The 16021-nt window shown below is 70.1% G+C and carries 12 protein-coding genes; 4 read left to right on the top strand and 8 right to left on the bottom strand.

Translation table 11 applies throughout. The features are described 5' to 3' along the window. Positions 1 to 35: 35 nt before the first annotated feature. The gene (locus AB5J50_RS20685; RefSeq protein ID WP_369259927.1) at positions 36 to 584 is read left to right on the top strand and encodes an acyl-CoA thioesterase; all 549 of its coding nucleotides are present in this window, start codon (positions 36 to 38) and stop codon (positions 582 to 584) included. A gap of 61 nt (positions 585 to 645) precedes the next feature. On the opposite strand, the gene AB5J50_RS20680 is transcribed toward AB5J50_RS20685, so the two are convergent. Further along, positions 646 to 2127, bottom strand: coding sequence for an LCP family protein (locus AB5J50_RS20680; RefSeq protein ID WP_369259926.1), 1482 nt, complete (start codon positions 2125 to 2127; stop codon positions 646 to 648). Positions 2128 to 2296: 169 nt separating this feature from the next. Here AB5J50_RS20680 and AB5J50_RS20675 point away from each other — a divergent pair, with 169 nt between their 5' ends. Beyond that, entirely contained in the window at positions 2297 to 3328 is a 1032-nt protein-coding gene (locus tag AB5J50_RS20675; protein ID WP_369259925.1) for a glycosyltransferase family 2 protein, read from the top strand. A gap of 133 nt (positions 3329 to 3461) precedes the next feature. Here the strand turns inward: AB5J50_RS20675 and AB5J50_RS20670 are convergent, their stop codons facing one another. The 4 genes from AB5J50_RS20670 to AB5J50_RS20655 all read right to left on the bottom strand — a co-directional run bounded on the left by AB5J50_RS20670 (position 3462) and on the right by AB5J50_RS20655 (position 9660). Further along, entirely contained in the window at positions 3462 to 5243 is a 1782-nt protein-coding gene (locus AB5J50_RS20670; RefSeq protein WP_369259924.1) for an LCP family protein, read from the bottom strand. Positions 5244 to 5366: 123 nt separating this feature from the next. Further along, positions 5367 to 7103 carry an LCP family protein gene (locus tag AB5J50_RS20665; protein ID WP_369259923.1) on the bottom strand — a complete coding sequence of 579 codons (1737 nt, stop codon included), beginning with the start codon at positions 7101 to 7103 and terminating at the stop codon, positions 5367 to 5369. A 248-nt stretch (positions 7104 to 7351) separates the two neighbouring features. Further along, positions 7352 to 8683, bottom strand: a complete 1332-nt coding sequence (locus AB5J50_RS20660; RefSeq protein WP_369259922.1) for an LCP family protein — start codon at positions 8681 to 8683, stop codon at positions 7352 to 7354. A 221-nt stretch (positions 8684 to 8904) separates the two neighbouring features. Next, a complete protein-coding gene (locus AB5J50_RS20655; protein WP_327429215.1) occupies positions 8905 to 9660 on the bottom strand; it encodes a TIGR03089 family protein in 756 nt (251 codons plus the stop codon). A gap of 130 nt (positions 9661 to 9790) precedes the next feature. Here AB5J50_RS20655 and AB5J50_RS20650 point away from each other — a divergent pair, with 130 nt between their 5' ends. Further along, the gene (locus tag AB5J50_RS20650) at positions 9791 to 11164 is read left to right on the top strand and encodes a peptidoglycan recognition protein (RefSeq protein WP_369259921.1); all 1374 of its coding nucleotides are present in this window, start codon (positions 9791 to 9793) and stop codon (positions 11162 to 11164) included. Between the two features lie 195 nt (positions 11165 to 11359). Further along, a complete protein-coding gene (locus AB5J50_RS20645; protein ID WP_369259920.1) occupies positions 11360 to 12442 on the top strand; it encodes a sugar phosphate nucleotidyltransferase in 1083 nt (360 codons plus the stop codon). A 128-nt stretch (positions 12443 to 12570) separates the two neighbouring features. On the opposite strand, the gene AB5J50_RS20640 is transcribed toward AB5J50_RS20645, so the two are convergent. The 3 genes from AB5J50_RS20640 to cofD all read right to left on the bottom strand — a co-directional run bounded on the left by AB5J50_RS20640 (position 12571) and on the right by cofD (position 16004). Continuing rightward, entirely contained in the window at positions 12571 to 13572 is a 1002-nt protein-coding gene (locus AB5J50_RS20640) for a DNA-3-methyladenine glycosylase (RefSeq protein WP_369259919.1), read from the bottom strand. 129 nt (positions 13573 to 13701) lie between these two features. Continuing rightward, complete coding sequence (locus tag AB5J50_RS20635) at positions 13702 to 15018, bottom strand: coenzyme F420-0:L-glutamate ligase (protein ID WP_369259918.1); 1317 nt, start codon at positions 15016 to 15018, stop codon at positions 13702 to 13704. Then, on the bottom strand, positions 15015 to 16004 hold the full coding sequence (cofD, locus tag AB5J50_RS20630) for a 2-phospho-L-lactate transferase (protein WP_369259917.1): 990 nt from the start codon (positions 16002 to 16004) through the stop codon (positions 15015 to 15017). Before cofD ends, AB5J50_RS20635 begins: the two co-directional genes overlap by 4 nt. Positions 16005 to 16021 lie beyond the last annotated feature (17 nt).

Here is a 16021-nt window from a genome sequence, read left to right as displayed (position 1 = left end):
GCAGCCCTTGCGCGCCCCGGCATAGGGTGGACGCCATGACAGACCAGGCCTCCAGCCCGGAATCAGACATTCCAGGCAAGCCGACTTCCGCGTCCCGGACCACCCTCAGCCACATCATGACCCACAACGACACCAACCTTCTCGGAACGGTGCACGGCGGCGTCATCATGAAGCTCGTCGACGACGCGGCGGGCGCGGTGGCCGGGCGGCACTCCGGCGGGCCCGCCGTCACTGCGTCCATGGACGAGATGGCCTTCCTGGAACCCGTCCGCGTAGGCGACCTCGTCCATGTGAAGGCTCAGGTCAACTGGACCGGACGTACCTCCATGGAGGTCGGCGTCCGCGTCCTCGCCGAGCGTTGGAACGAGTCCACGCCACCCCAGCAGGTCGGCTCGGCCTACCTCGTCTTCGCCGCCGTCGACGCCGACGGCAAGCCCCGCCGCGTCCCCCCGGTGCTCCCCGAGACCGACCGCGACGAGCGCCGCTGCCAGGAGGCCCAGATCCGCCGCACCCACCGCCTGGCCCGCCGCCGCGCGATCATGGAACTGCGCGAGAAGCGCGCGGCGGAAGGCCTCGACGACTAGCGACGCCCGTCAGGGATACGGAGACCAAGGCGCCCCGGATTGGTGTCCGTACAAGCCAGGCCTACGGACACGTCACCTGATCCCCCGTCACCACCCCGAACTCCCCCTGAGACGGATCCTCCGCCCGCACCCGCCTGACCTCCTTGAAGTCCGCCCCGGCGGTCACCTTCAGCACCGGCCCCTGCCCCTGGACCGCGCGTAGCTCGGCGCCGGGCAGCGCGGTCGCGAGGGACTGCGCCGAGCGGTCCCAGCGGGGGTCGTACGAGACGATGGTGCGCCGCAGAGTCCGGTCCACCGCGCTGGTGGGCCGGTGCGTCGTACGGAACCCGGTGGCGGCGAGCGCGCTGTCGACACGCTTGCCGAGGCCCGCCGTGGCCGTCCCGTTCTCCACCTGGACCTGGATCTGCTGCGGGGCCACGTCGACGCGCAGGGCCCTGGGTCCTGCCTTGTGCACCGCGAGCGGTTTGTCGTCGCGCAGCGCCTGAAAGAGCTTCTGCGACTTCGCCGGGTCCCACTTCAGCGTCGAACCGATGCCCTTCACGGCGAATCCCATCTGCCCGATCGGCACGGTCGTGAACTCCGACGAGGAGGGGGAGAAGTTCCGCATCGCCCGGCCCAGGTCCAGCAGCTCGTCCGTGCCGAAGCCCTTGTCGGCCCGCACCGAGCCGAGCACCGCCCGCGTCGCGTCGCGGAACCTCATCGGGTTCATCAGCACCCCGGACGAGGTCGCCTGCGAGACCAGCGCCGCCAGGAACCGCTGCTGGCGCTGCATCCGGCCGAGGTCGGAGGACCCGTCGGCGTGCCGCGAGCGGACGTACTGCAAGGCCTCCCCGCCGTTCAGATCGTGCGTCCCCGCCGCCATGTCGAGCCCGGTGTAGGAGTCCTTCAGCGGCTGCGCGGTGCAGATCCGCACGCCGCCGAGCGCGTCCACCGTCTTCATGAAGCTGGTGAAGTCGACCTCCAGATAGTGGTCGATCTTGACGTGGGTCATGTTCTCGACGGTCCGCACGGTCAGGTTCGGGCCGCCCTCCGCGTACGCCGCGTTGAGCTTGACCGGGTGGGGGCCGTGCCGCTCGCCGGTGGTCTCGTCGATGTGCGCGGGCGTCTCGGCGTACGAGTCACGCGGCAGGCTGACGATGCTGGCCCGCCCCCGGTCCTCCGAGATGTGCACGATCATGATCGTGTCGGTGCAGTGGCAGGGCGCGCCGCCCAGCCGGTACGTCCGCCGCTCCGCCTCCGTGATCTTGTCCCGGCCGTCGGTGCCGACGAGCAGCACGTTCATGCCGTGGCCGGCCCGGGGGCGGTTCTTCATGTCCTTGAACGGGTCGACGCGGGCGATGTTCGCGTCCAGGCTGGTGACCACCGCGTGCCCGATGCCCGCCGAGGCGAGGACCACCACGGAGAGAGTGGTCACCACCCGCATGGCCCAGCGCGGCTTCTTGCGCCGTACGGGCGGCTGCACAGATGGCCGCCGGGAGCGGGACGGCTGCGGGTGGCGCTGGGGGCGGACGGGGGAGCGGGGCGGCGTGGACAAGGGGGACACCTCCGCGAGGCTGGACGGGGGATGCGTTCCGCGAGGACGCGGGAGGGATGCGTTCCGCGCGGCTGGGCGTGGGGATCCGTGAGAACCGTAGGCCGATACGATCTGCGGCCCGGGCCTTAGGCCGGGCGGCGCGCGCCCGTGTCCCCCGTTCGCGGTAACGTGACGTCCGATGAGCGAGAAGTCTGACGTGCGGCCCCCCGCCGTTTCTGTGATCATGCCCGTCCTCGACGAGGAGCGGCATCTGCGCGGGGCCGTCCAAGCGATCCTGGCGCAGCACTACGACGGCGAGATGGAGGTCGTGATCGCCATCGGTCCCTCCACGGACCGTACGGACGAGATCGCCGCCGAACTCGTGGCCGAAGATCCGCGTGTGCACACCGTGCCGAACCCGACCGGACGCACGCCCGCCGCGCTGAACGCGGCGATCAAGGCGTCCCGGCACCCCATCGTCGTACGCGTCGACGGGCACGGCATGCTCTCGCCGAACTACATCGCGACCGCCGTACGCCTCCTGGAGGAGACCGGCGCGCAGAACGTCGGCGGCATCATGCACGCCGAGGGCGAGAACGACTGGGAGCACGCGGTCGCCGCCGCGATGACCTCGAAGATCGGTGTCGGGAACGCCGCCTTCCACACGGGTGGCGAGGCCGCTCCCGCCGAGACCGTCTACCTCGGTGTCTTCCGGCGCGAGGCGCTGGAGCAGCAGGGCGGTTACAACGAGGAGTTCATCCGCGCCCAGGACTGGGAGCTGAACTTCCGGATCCGGGAAGCGGGCGGCCTCATCTGGTTCTCGCCCGAGCTGCGGGTGTCGTACCGGCCGCGGCCGAGCGTGCGCGCCCTCGCCAAGCAGTACAAGGACTACGGGCGCTGGCGGCACGTCGTCGCCCGCTACCACGAAGGCTCCATCAACCTGCGCTACCTCGCCCCGCCGACCGCCGTGTGCGCGATCGCGGCGGGTGTCGTCGTGGGCGCCGCGCTGACCCCCTGGGGCTTCCTCGTCCCCGGCGGCTACCTCGCGGCCATCGCGCTCGGCTCGCTGCCCGCGGGCAAGGGGCTGCCGCTGAAGGCGCGCCTCCAGATTCCCGTCGCCCTCGCGACCATGCACATGTCGTGGGGCTTCGGCTTCCTCACCAGCCCGAAGGCGCTGGCCAAGAAGGTCATCGCGTCGCGGCGGCCGGCGGTGCTCAGCAGCTCCAACTGAGCTTCAGTACATGTGAGTTGAGTTTCTGTGCGTATGAGTTGAGCTTCTGTGCGTATGAGTTGAGCTTCTGTGCAGACGAGTGGGGCCCCTCTCGGTTTCGAGAGGGGCCCCACTCGTCTGTGCTTGCCGCCGGCTAGGACCAGATGTAATCCGGGTCGACGTGCATGCACGCCTTGGTGTCCGTCCCCTTGTCCAGCTTCGCGGACGCCGGCGTCTTGTCGTCGTCCTCCGGCGCCGTGTACGTGGTGCCCGACCGCCAGTCGGCGCCGACGACCAGGGTGACCCCGGAGACGTCCGTCGACTTCTTCACCGCGCTGAACGGGATGCCGAGGGACTTGGCGACCCGCTGGGCGTCACCCTCCAGGTCGGCGCTCGGGTAGCGGATGACCGTCGTGGCCTCGGTGGTCGCCGTCGTCGTGTCGGCCTTGGCCTCGGTGAAGCCCTTGCCGACGAGCAGCTCGGTCACCGCGGACGCGCGCCCGCTGACCGGGGCCAGCGCCGAGGTCCGGGTGCCGTTCTGCACCTGCACCGCGATCGCGTCGTCCGCCGCGGCCGGGTCGGACGAGGCCTTGTCCTTGGTGGTCTTCTTCTTGTCCTTGCCGTCCAGCGCGATGTCCTCGCGCAGCAGACGCCAGACCTTCGCCGCGTCGGTCGGCTTGGGCACCACCCGGCCGCTGGTGGGCGACGCGTACTGCCACGGCATCGTCGTCATGCTGATGCGCTTGGTGGGGACCTTCTTCAGTTCCTTGCTCAGGTCGTACAGCTTCGTCACGGTTCCGAGGGCGTCGTCCACGGTGAGCGCGGTGGTGGCCGTCTCCGCGAGCTTGCGCAGCTTGCCCGGGTTGCCGAGTGTGGCGTTCTCCCGCAGCTGGCGCACCATCGAGTTCATGTACTGGTGCTGGGCCTTGGTCCGGGCTATGTCCGTGTCGTCCTCGAAGCCGTAGCGCGTGCGCAGCCACTGCAGGGCCTGCTTGCCCTTGATGGACGTGGTGCCCTTCTCCAGCTTCAGACCGGAGCCGTGGCCGGAGGAGGTGTGTGAGTAGATGTTGGCGTCCACACAGACCGGGACGCCGCCGATGGCGTCCGCCATCGACACCACACCCGAGAAGTCGACCATCATGAAGTGGTCGATGTGGATGTCGGTCAGCTTCTCCCAGGTGGCGACCGTGCAGCCGGGGCCGCCGCGGCCCAGCGAGTCGTTCGTCATCACGTTGGTCTCGGCCGCGTAGACCTTGCCGGTGTCCGGGTCCGTGCACTTGGGGATGGACACCAGCGTGTCGCGCGGCATGCTCACCACCGACATGTTGGAGCGGTCCGCCGACACGTGCAGCAGCATCTGGACGTCCGCGCGGGCCGGTGTGCCGAAGGTGTCCTTGGCGCCGCCGAGCTTCTGGTTCTCCGTGGAGTCCCGGGCGTCCGATCCGATCAGCAGGATGTTCAGCGGGGTCTGGCCCGCCGCGTTCGCCTTCGACTTGGCGGCCCGGTCCTTCGGGTCGCCGATGTTCAGGTCCTTCTTTTTGATGTTCGCGTTCAGGTGCTGGTAGTAGAGATAACCGGCACCAGCGGTGCCAAGTATCAGAACCGCCAGGACGATCGCGGACCAGCGCAGGATGCGACGTCTGCGACGCGGGCGCCCCCCGCCCCCGCGCCGGCGGCCGCCACCGCCGCCGTGCCGCCCGTGGCCCTGCGGCTTCAGCGGCATCGTGTCGTCGGCCGCACGGACTCCGTCGCCGTCGGCCGTCGGAGCCCCATGGGCGTCGGCCGTCCGTACCGAACCGTCGTCCACCCGATGAACGGGATCACCGTTCTCGTCGTACAGACTGTCGTCCCAGCCGTGCGCACCGGCTCCGCCGGACCCGCCGGCGTGCCGGACGCGTGGTCGTGCTCCCTCCCCACGCACACCGCTTTGAGCCATCTCTCCGCCCCTCCCCACCCTGCGCCTGACAAACGGGTCCGTCACGCGCCCCGCAGGACGCTTCCAGCGCCCCGCAGGACGCTCCTCGCGTCCTGTTAGACGCCTGACAGACCCGTTAGGTCATCAGCTGGCGCACACCGTCTTGTCCGCCGTCGACTTGTCGACGTCGGGCGCCTTCGTCGGGGTGGTCATCGACACCCCGGCGCCCTTGAAGTCCTTGCCCAGGGTCAGCACGATCGCGGGCAGACCCTGTGAGTTCTTCTCGCTCTTGCCAGGCTTCATCGCCGAAGCGGACAGCCCCATGAGATCCGCCAGTTTGCGCGCCTGATCGGCCTGGTCGGGAGAGTACTCCAGGGTCGTCTTGCTGAGTGTTTCGTCAGCGTTTCCGAGCTGGCTGGATTTGAGCACGCCCTCATCATTCTGCAGCCAGTTAAGAGTTGCCTGTGCGGAGCCGGCATCGGCGCCGCCGTTGTAGATGTCGACGCGGATGTCGGCGGCGGCGGAGCGGGTGCCCTTGAGGCGGGCGGCGACCGCGGCCTTCTCCTTTTTCTCCTTCTGCTTCACCGCGGTGAAGGAGACGTCGTTCTTGATGGCGTCGAAGACCGCGGGTGCCGTCGTCGGGTTCACGACGACCGTCGCGTGGACCTTCTCGGTCGGGTTGTCGATCACCGGCACCGTGGTGAAGGTGATGTTCTTCGCCGGCACCTTCTTCAGCTCCAGGGCGATGTCCTTGAGCGTGCTCACGCTGCCGATGCCGGTGTCCACGGTGAGCGCCTTGGTGGCGGCCTCGGCCAGCTTTATCAGCTTGGTGGGGCTGGTGAGGGTGTTGCTGGAGCTCATCTTGCGCATCAGGGAGCCCATGAACTGCTGCTGCACCTTGATGCGGTCGAGGTCGCCCTGGTTGCCGAAGCTGTGCCGGGTCCGCACGAAGGCCAGCGCCTGCTCGCCCTCGACAACGGACTTGCCCTTGGGCAGCTTGAGCTTCGACTCCTTGTCGTTGACGGCGTGGGCCACACAGACCTCGACACCGCCCACCGCCGTGGTCAGCGTCTTGACCGCGTTGAAGTCGACCATCATGAAGTGGTCCGGCGCGATGCCGGTGACCGCCTTGACCGTGTTCATGGTGCAGCCCGGGTCGCGGCCCGCCTGGCCGAGGCTCGTGTTGAAGCGGACGTTCTGCGTGCCCGTGATGGTCTTGAAGCTGCCGTCTGCCTGCTTGGTCTTGCAGTCCGGGACATCGACGATCAGGTCGCGCGGAATGCTCATCGCGGTCGCGTTCGTACGGTCCTTGGAGACGTGCAGCAGGATGTTGGTGTCGGCGTGCCCGACGCTGTTCTTGTCGCCGTAGCCCTCGTTGCCCTTACCGGTGCGCTTGTCCGTACCGATGATCAGGATGTTGAAGGCCTCGTCCTTGCTGAAGCCCTTCTTGCCCGCGCTGCCGATGTCCGTCGTGTTGACGTTGCCCTCAAGGTGCTTGAGGTAGGCGTACGCGGCGGCCGAGACGGCGACCAGCACGAAGGCCATGGTGCCGCCGGTCCACAGCACTATCTTCTTCGCCTTGGACTTCTTGGGCTTCGTACGCCCCCGACGGCGGCCCGGAACGGGCTCCGGCGGCTCCGCCCGGCGCCTGCGCGGCCCCGGCACATCGCGGCTCGGAGTCTCGCGACCAGGAGCCTCGCGGTCCCGGCCGGGCGCGCTGCGGGCACGCGCTCCCGCGGGAGCGCTCCGCCGCGGTCTCGGTACCCCCGACTGCGGTGCGGAAGGGGTCAGTCGCAGTTCGTATTCGCCGGTGCTCGGGTTGAGTACCCACTGGTCTGCGGGGTCGATGTTGTCCGCCCGCCCACGGCCTTGCGCGTCCACGGTTGTCTGAATCCTCCGTCGGGGCCACGCGGCGCCTTTTCCCCCCTCTAAAGGCGCTCGGGTCTCGGTCAACCAGTGCGCGACCTCCAGGACGGACCTCGTGGCCGGGTGCACCGGATCGCTCACACTATCCGCCCAGTTCAGCGTCGAGCGACGGCCGTGACAAATTCAACGCCCCTACAACTGGGCAATCCGCCCTATTTCTCAGAGACTTCTTAGCTCAGCAGTTCCCCGCCTTGGTGTGCGCTTTACCCGCAGGCGTCCTCGGCCGCCGTGTTCCCCCGGAAAGTCGGCGCGGGTTCGGGGCCGCCGGCCGGTCCGCCGGGCCGTTTGCCCCTCGACTTTCCGTCGCCGTAGGACTCCACTTCGTAGTTGGACGAGGAGTCGCGGGAGTGGCCGCCGGAGGAGTTGCCCGAGGAGTCGTACGTGCTTCCGCCTGTCGTATTGCTGCTTTTTGTGGCGGAAACCTCCGGAAGGACAGCGGAGTCCTCCGGAAGGTTCTTCGAGACCGCCACCGGCGCGTCCGCCCGCAGCCGCGCGAAGAGTTCCGCCGCCGCGGGTTCCACGAGCTGGTCGCGATTCACGTTCAGGACGTACGACGTCCGGGGCACCGTCAGGAACTGCACATGTTCCGTGGGGATGTTGCGCATGCCGCGCACCAGGTCGTACAGCCCGCGCAGGCTCGCCAGTCCCGGGTCCGTGGTGAGCGACGAGGTGGCCGCGTCGAGCACGGGATAGAGCTTCGCGGGATTGAGCAGGACGTCATTGCTGCGCACCTTGTTGACGAGCGCGCCGAGGAACCGCTGCTGGCGGTCCATCCGGTCGGTGTCGCTGCCGTCGCCGATGCTCTTGCGGGCGCGGACGTAGCCGAGGGCCTGCTCGCCGCTGAGCAAGACCTTGCCCGCGGGCAGCTTCAGCTTGGCCTCTTTGTCGTCGATGGGCTCCTTCAGGCACACCTCGACACCGTCCACGGCATCGACCATGTCCTTGAAGCCGTGGAAGTCGACGACCATGTGGTGGTCGACGCGGATGTTCGTGAGCTTCTCGACGGTCCGGATCGTGCAGGCCGAACCGCCCACCTCGAAGGCCGAGTTGAACATCCCGAACACCGGCTTGGTGCGGCTGCCGTCCGGCCGTCGGCAGCTCGGCATGTCCACCATCAGATCGCGGGGCAGCGAGACGGCGGTCGCGCTGCGCCGGTTCGCGGCCAGGTGCAGCAGGATCGTGGTGTCGGAGCGCTCGGTCCCGGAGTCCCGCCCGTACTTCTGGTTTCCGTCCCCCGAGCGCGAGTCCGACCCGATCAGCAGGATGTTCTGAGCGTCCCGCACCAGCGCGGTGGGCCGCTCCTTCCCGTACCGGGCGAGCTCGGCGGCGGCGGCGTTGTCCGGCGTGATGTTCGCGTTCAGCTTCTCGTACGCCGCCCAGCCGACCCCCACGGCGCCCAGCACCACGACGGCCACACCGATCGCTGTGTAACGCAGCCACCGCCGCCGCCGACGTATGAGCCCGCCTCCGCTGGGCGACGCCCCGAGCCCCGGCCCCTCCGGCCGTCCGGAGGGCGCACCTACGGTGTCGGTCACGTGTCGGTCCACCCCTCATGGCGTACGAGCGTGTCGAACTGCTCTTACGACCATGGCTCGGAGGGGGCGGGGAGGGGGGCCTTTGATGGGCCGAACGGATGACACTGGGTGAGGGGGGGCGCCCCTTTAGGGGCGCGGGGCTGTGTCGATATGCGGCTCCGCCGCGTGGGCGCGACCAGCCACAGACGGCCTGCAGCCGACAAACAACCCCCACGGCTCCCTCAGCGAGCCGTCGCGGTCACCCGCTCACTCTCCACCCGCTTGGCCACCGCATCCTCCCCGAGCTGATCCAAGTGGCGGCACAGCACCACGGACCCCCCGGTGGCGAGCGGCGCGTACAACCCGGCACTGAGCCCCTCCCATGTGTCATAGGGGAGCGCCGACAGAATCCGGGACCCCGGCCCCGTGAGATCGAACCCGGGGGCGTCGGCCCGAGCTCGCTCAACCACCTCGGCCCCCGTGTACTCGGCCCCGGCGACGATCAGCGCCGGCTCCTCCGGATCCACCGGCGCGTACGGCATGAAGCGGTCACCCTGGCTCGGCACCTCCACGGCGTAATCGGCGAAGCCCTCCGGCGGCTGCGGGAAGCGCCCGCCGAGGGGCCGCAGCGCGAGCGCCACCCGCTCCCCGGAGCACGCGCGGGCCGCGTCCAGCGTGTCCGGTCCGCTCACCACGAGGTCCGCGGCGGCGGGATCGCCCCCGACATCGGCGATGACGCCGACCGAAGAACACGCGAGCAGCCACACCGCGGTCTGCCAGTGCGCGGGCAGCAGCAGCGCGACCCGCTCGCCGGGCTCGGCGGACAGCTCGTTCTGGAGCAGATTGGCGGTCTTGGCCACCCAATTGGCGAAGGTGGCCACGGACAATTCGACACGTTCGCCCGTGGCGTCGTCGTAGAAGGTCACCAGGGGGCGCGCGGGGTCCGCGGCGAGCGCGGATCGCAGCAGGTCGGCGGGGGTGCGGTCGGTGGCGTTCACGCCGGCAAGCGTACGCGGGGGCGACGCGCGGGACCGGCCGCCCGCGCCACCGGTTCGGACGAGCGCCCCCCAGACGGTCCGTCAATTCCCCAATGGACAGATATGTATGCCTATGTCCACGATCGGGGGCATGCGTAGATTCCTTGCTTCCTCGGTCGGCGTCACCTGCGCGGCCGCACTAGCCCTCCCACTGGCCCTGACCGCCCCGGCGCAGGCAGAGCCCCCGGCGGGGACGTCCGAGCCGGCCGTCCCCGGCAGCACCCAGTCCCTGCCGCTCGTCCCGCTCTCCGGCGAGCGCTCCCTCGGCTCCGCCGCGCCCGATCAGGGGCTCACGCGACGGGGCGTACGGCCGTTCTCCCTGGTCGGCGTCGTCTGGGACAACCCGGACAGTGAGCTGTACGGACGCGTCCAGGTCCGTACCCGTACGGTCGCCAGCGGCGACTGGTCCGGCTGGCAGGACGTCGAGACGCACAACCACGAGCACGCGGCCGACCCGGACACCGCCGAGGCCGCATCGGGCCGGGTGCGCGGCTCCACGGCGCCCCTGTGGGTGGGGAACTCGGACGGCGTCGAAGTGCGCGTCCAGGCGGAGGAGGACGAACGGGCGACGGCTCCGGGCGACTCACCGCTCCCCAGGGGGCTCCACCTCGAACTCGTCGACCCCGGCGCGGACGCCCCGCCCGCGGGCGCACCGGTGGGCAACCCACGCCTGAGCGCTCACGAGGGCGCCGGCATGGACGACCCGCACGCCGACGCACTCTCTCCCGAGGCCGCCGCCGCGTCCGCCGTCAACGTCGATCTCGCGCCCCTCGGCGCCCTGGAGATCCCCGCGCTCTCTCAAGAGGAGACGGAGCGCGAATTCCTCGTCGCACGCTGGGGCGAGCTCAGCGCGAAGCCGTACATAGGCGCACGCCCGCGCATCGTCACGCGCCGCGGCTGGGGCGCGAACGAGAGCCTGCGCGAGGGCGGCTTCGTCTACACGAACAAGGTCAAGGCCGCCTTCGTTCACCACACGGCTTCGGGCAACAACTACAGCTGCTCCCAAGCCCCTTCGGTCATCCGCAGTATCTACCGCTACCACGTGGTGAGCAGCGGCTGGCGCGACATCGGCTACAACTTCCTCGTCGACAAGTGCGGAAACATCTACGAAGGGCGCGCCGGGGGCGTGGCGAAGGCCGTCAGGGGCGCCCACACTCTCGGTTTCAACACCAACAGCATGGGGATCGCCGTTCTCGGCAGCTTCGGCAACAAGGAGCCGTCGAGCGCCGCAGTCCAAGCCATCGCTCGGCTCACGGCCTGGAAGCTCGGCCTCTACGGAGCGAATCCGCGTGGCAAGACATACCTCACGTCGGGCGGTGGCAATCTCTACCAAAAGGGAAAGAGCGTGCGACTGAACGTGATCTCCGGCCATCGGGACGGATTCGCGACGGAGTGCCCAGGAAAGCTCCTGTACGGCAAGCTCGGTTCGGCCCGCCAGGAGGCGGCCCGCTACCAGGGAAGGTAGGTGCCGGACCCGGGGCCGCCAGGCCTATGAGCAGATGTCCATAGAGGTCGGTCGAGGCCGGTAGCGGTCATGAGCGGCCATTAGAGGGCAATCGAAGGACACCGCACGGCCGTCGAAGGCGCCATCGAACAGTCTGCATACACTGGCCGGCCGAAACACAGTTCGGCCGGTCCCGGCAGGAAGCAGAGACGACAGGTGACAGAAGCGATCCTCCTGGTCGGCGGCAGAGGCACCCGGCTGCGTCCGCTCACGGTGCACACTCCCAAGCCGATGGTTCCGGCGGCCGGGGTCCCCTTCCTCACACACCAGCTGGCGCGGGCGAGGGCGGCGGGCGTCGAGCACATCGTCCTGGCGACCTCCTACCTGGCCGAGGTCTTCGAGCCGTACTTCGGCGACGGCTCCTCCCTGGGCCTCCACCTCGAGTACGTCACCGAGGAAGAGCCCCTCGGCACGGGCGGCGCCATCCGCAACGTGGCGTCCCGGCTCCACTCGGGCCCCGACGACCCCGTACTGATCTTCAACGGCGACATCCTCACGGGCCTGGACATCCCGGCGCTGGTCCGCACCCATGAGACGACCGGCGCGGACGTCTCCCTCCACCTCACCCGTGTCGAGGACCCGCGCGCGTACGGCCTGGTCCCCACGGATGCCACCGGCCGCGTCACGGCCTTCCTGGAGAAGCCCCAGACCCCCGAGGAGATCGTCACCGACCAGATCAACGCGGGGGCGTACGTCTTCCGCCGCGCGGTCATCGACATGATCCCCGAGGGCCGCCCGGTCTCGGTCGAACGCGAGACCTTCCCCGAGCTGCTGGCCACCGGAGCGCACCTCCAGGGCATGGTGGACTCCACCTACTGGCTGGACCTGGGTACCCCGCAGGCCTTCGTCCGCGGCTCCGCGGACCTCGTCCTCGGCCGCGCCCCGTCCCCGGCCGTCCCCGGCCGCTGCGGCGACCGCCTGATCCTGCCCACGGCCACGGTCGCTCCCGACGCCAAACTCACCGGCGGCACGGTGGTGGGCGACGGCGCCCGCGTCGGCGAGGGCGCCCGCATCACCGGCAGCACGATCCTCTCGGGCGCGGTGATCGCCCCCGGCGCCGTCATCACCGACTCCCTCATCGGCGTCCGCGCCCACATCGGCGAACGCACCATCCTCACCAACACGGTCATCGGCGACGGCGCGACCGTCGGCCCCGACAACGAACTCCGCGAGGGCGTCCGCGTCTGGTGCGACGCCCACATCCCAGCAGCGTCACTCCGCTTCTCCTCGGACCAGTAGCGACGGGTGCGGGTGGGTGGGGGCTGTTCCCCGCGCCCCTAAAAGGGGCGCGGGGAACTGCGCAATCTTTTAGGGAGGGCTGGGGGCGCAGCCCCCAGGGATGGGACGGGTAGGGGCGGCGGGGGCGATCACAACCGCCCAATGTCCCCGCGGGGCATCTTCGGCACACGCCGCGGCGGCGTCCGCCCCGACAGCAGAATGAGCCGAGCCGCCCGATGCCGCTGCCCCGCATACGGCTCGAGCAGCGAGAGCATCACAGAGTCATCAGCATCCCGGTCATCCGCCAGGGCATACCCCACGATGCCGGGAAGATGAAGATCCCCCACGGTCACCGCATCCGCCGCCCCATGACTCCGCTGCACAACCTCCGCAGAGGTCCAGGGCCCCACCCCGGACACCACCTCAAGCCGAGCCTGAGCCCGCACAGGATCGAACGACACGGCCTCCTCAAGCCGCGCAGCAACCCGCACGGCCCGAAGAACCGTAGAAGCCCTCTTGTTGTCGACCCCGGCCCGATGCCACTCCCAGGACGGGATCAACGCCCACGTCCGCGGCGCCGGCATGACGTACATCCGCTCCGGCGCGGGCCCCGGCGCAGGCTCCCCGAACTTCCGCACGAGCAACCGCCACGCCCGATAAGCCTCGTCCGTGGTCACCTTCTGCTCCAGCACGGACGGAATCAGCGACTCCAGCACGAGCCCGGTACGCGTCAGCCGCAGCCCCGGCCGCCGATGCCGCACGAGAGCGACCAGCCGGTGCCGCGGCTCGAAGGCGTCGGGATCGTCCGCCGCCCCGAGCAGTTCGGGAAGCCGATCGAGCAGCCACTCGGCCCCCGGCCCCCACGCCTCGCCCTGAACCACCCCGTCCCGCAACACGACCCGCAGGGTCCCGGGCCCGGCGGGCGTAAGGCTGGCCCGCCACACGGCCCCGTCCGGCGTCGCCCGGAACGTCGGATCGCCCGGTCCACGCCGCAGCGGCCCGAGCACGAGCCCGAGATCGAGCGGTCCGGCCGGTGTCCACGTACGACTGCGCCCGGCCACGGGCGCCTGCCGAGGCACCCCACCAGGCACGACGACATGCCCGCCGCGCACGGTCGTACGCGTCGGCCGAGGAGCGAAACGTCCAGCCACGAATGAGGTCCTACACGACTGAGGTCCTGATGGAGGTCGAGGTCCCAGGGACGCCAATGGAGGTCCCGGGGATGCTCGGGGTGCCTTACGAGAGTAGGCGCTGGGGATGCCCCGTAGGCGCCGTACGCCTCAGCGCACCTCGATGAACGCCCCAGCGTCCCGCTCCGGCCGGGCCCGCGGCGCCTCCGCCGCATGCCCCACGGCTACGGCTCCCATCGGATCCCATCCCTCCGGCAGCCCCAGCACCTCCCGTACGACATCCCGGCAGAACATCGTCGACGACACCCACGCGGACCCGAGCCGCTCTCCGGCGAGCGCGACCAGGAAGTTCTGCACCCCCGCTCCGGCGGCGACCACGAACATCTCGCGCTCGGCCCCGTCCCGGCGTACGTCGCCGTACGTATGGGACCCGTCCATGACCAGACACGGCACCACGAGGTACGGCGCGTTGCGCAGCACGTCCCCCCGTCGCACCCGTTTGGCGATGGACTCCTCGCTCTTGCCGTCCTCCCGCAGATCCGCGATCCACGCGTCCCGCATGGCGTCGAGCAGCCGCGTCCGGGACTCCTGCGACTCAAGGAGGACGAACCGCCAGGGAGTGGTGTGATGCGGCGCCGGAGCGGTCACCGCCGCGGCGACCGCACGCCGTACGGCACCGGGGTCGACGGGCTCGTCGGTGAACGCCCGTACGGTACGCCGCTGGGTCACCGCCTCCCGTACGGCTTCCGAGGTGCCCAGCCGGAACATGTCGTCGTGCGCGCCGCGCACCATCGCCCGCGCCCCCTCGCCGTCGTCCTCGGCCACCACGTGGGGCAGCCCGCGCACGACGGCGACGGGCAGCCCGGAGGCCTTGCCTTTGACCAGGTCACCGGCGGAGGCGAGCTCGTCGGCGGTGGCGACGACGGTCGCGCTCAGCGGATTGCCGTACGCGTCCGTGCCGCCGCGCAGATCGTCGAGTACGTGTACGCCTGCGGCGCCGATGGCGACATCGGTGAGCCCGGTGCGCCAGGGCCGCCCGAAGGTGTCGGTGATCACGACACCGACCTCGACCCCGAGTGTGTCCCGCAGGCCTTCCCGAATCGCCCGCGCCGACGCGTCGGGGTCATCGGGCAGCAACAGCACGGTCCCGGCAGGGGTGTTGGAGGCATCGACACCGGCGGCGGCCATGACGAGCCCCTGCCTGTTCTCGACGATCCGCAGGGTTCCGCGCCGCGCCACGACCCGTACGGTCTCGGCGTCGATGGCGGCCTCACGGTCGACGGCCTCGACGATCCGCCCCTCCGCCTTGGACACGATCTTGGAGGTGACGAGGAGTACGTCCCCGTCGACGAGCCCGGGCTCGGTCGCGGCGATGAGCTTCGCGAGGTCGTCACCCTGACGAACCTCAGGAAGCCCGTCCAACGCCCAGACCCGATAGCCCGTGGCACCACCATCCTGTCCGCTCAAGACGCCCGTACCTCCTCCGCCAGTGCCAGCGCCTCACGCGCCATCTGCGCCGTCGCGTCGAGGTCGGCCATCATCAGGGGCACGGCCCGGCACCGGATTCCGGCTGCCTCCACACGCTCCACGGCGGAAGCGTCCACCGTGTCGACGAGCCAGCCGTCGAGGAGCCCCGATCCGTAGTGCTCGGCGACCGCCGCGGCCGTGGACTCGACGCCCACCGCGGCGAGCACCTTGTCGGCCATGCCGCGCACCGGTGCGTCCCCGACGATGGGGGAGAGGCCGACCACGGGCACGCCCGCGTCGGCGATGGCCTCGCGGATGCCGGGCACGGCGAGGATGGTGCCGACGGACACGACGGGGTTGGACGGCGGGAAGAGCACGACGTCCGCCTCGGCGATGGCTTCGAGCACCCCGGGCGCGGGCTTGGCCTGCTCGGCGCCGACCGGCACGATCGCCTCGGCCGGCACGGAGGCCCGCAGCCGCACCCAGTACTCCTGGAAGTGGACGACCTTGCGCTCGCCGGAGCCGGAGCCGGAGCCGGAGTCGTCGGCGGGCAGCGTGACGGCGACATGCGTCTCGACGCGGTCGTCGGACATGGGGATGAGCCGGACTCCCGGCTTCCACCGGTCGCACAGCGCCTCGGTGACGGCGCTGAGCGGATAGCCCGCGCCCAGCATCTGCGTCCGCACGATGTGCGTCGCGAAGTCGCGGTCGCCGAGCCCGAACCACTCGGGCCCGACCCCGTACGCCGCGAGCTCCTCCTTCAGATGGAAGGTCTCCTCGGCCCGACCCCAGCCCTGCTCCTCGTTGATGCCGCCGCCGAGCGTGTACATCACCGTGTCGAGGTCCGGGCAGACCTTCAGCCCGAAGAGGTGGATGTCGTCGCCGGTGTTGCCGATGACCGTGATGTCCGCGTCCGGCACGGCCCGCTGGAGACCACGCAGGAACCGGGCACCACCGATACCGCCTGCCAGAACCACAATGCGCATGAGACTCAGTCTTGCAG

Origin of the sequence: Streptomyces sp. R35 (assembly GCF_041053035.1) — a bacterium.
Taxonomy (GTDB): Bacteria; Actinomycetota; Actinomycetes; order Streptomycetales; family Streptomycetaceae; genus Streptomyces; species Streptomyces lutosisoli.
The sequence above is the reverse complement of the archived record's forward strand: the minus strand, read 5'-3'. Positions and strand labels throughout refer to the sequence as shown.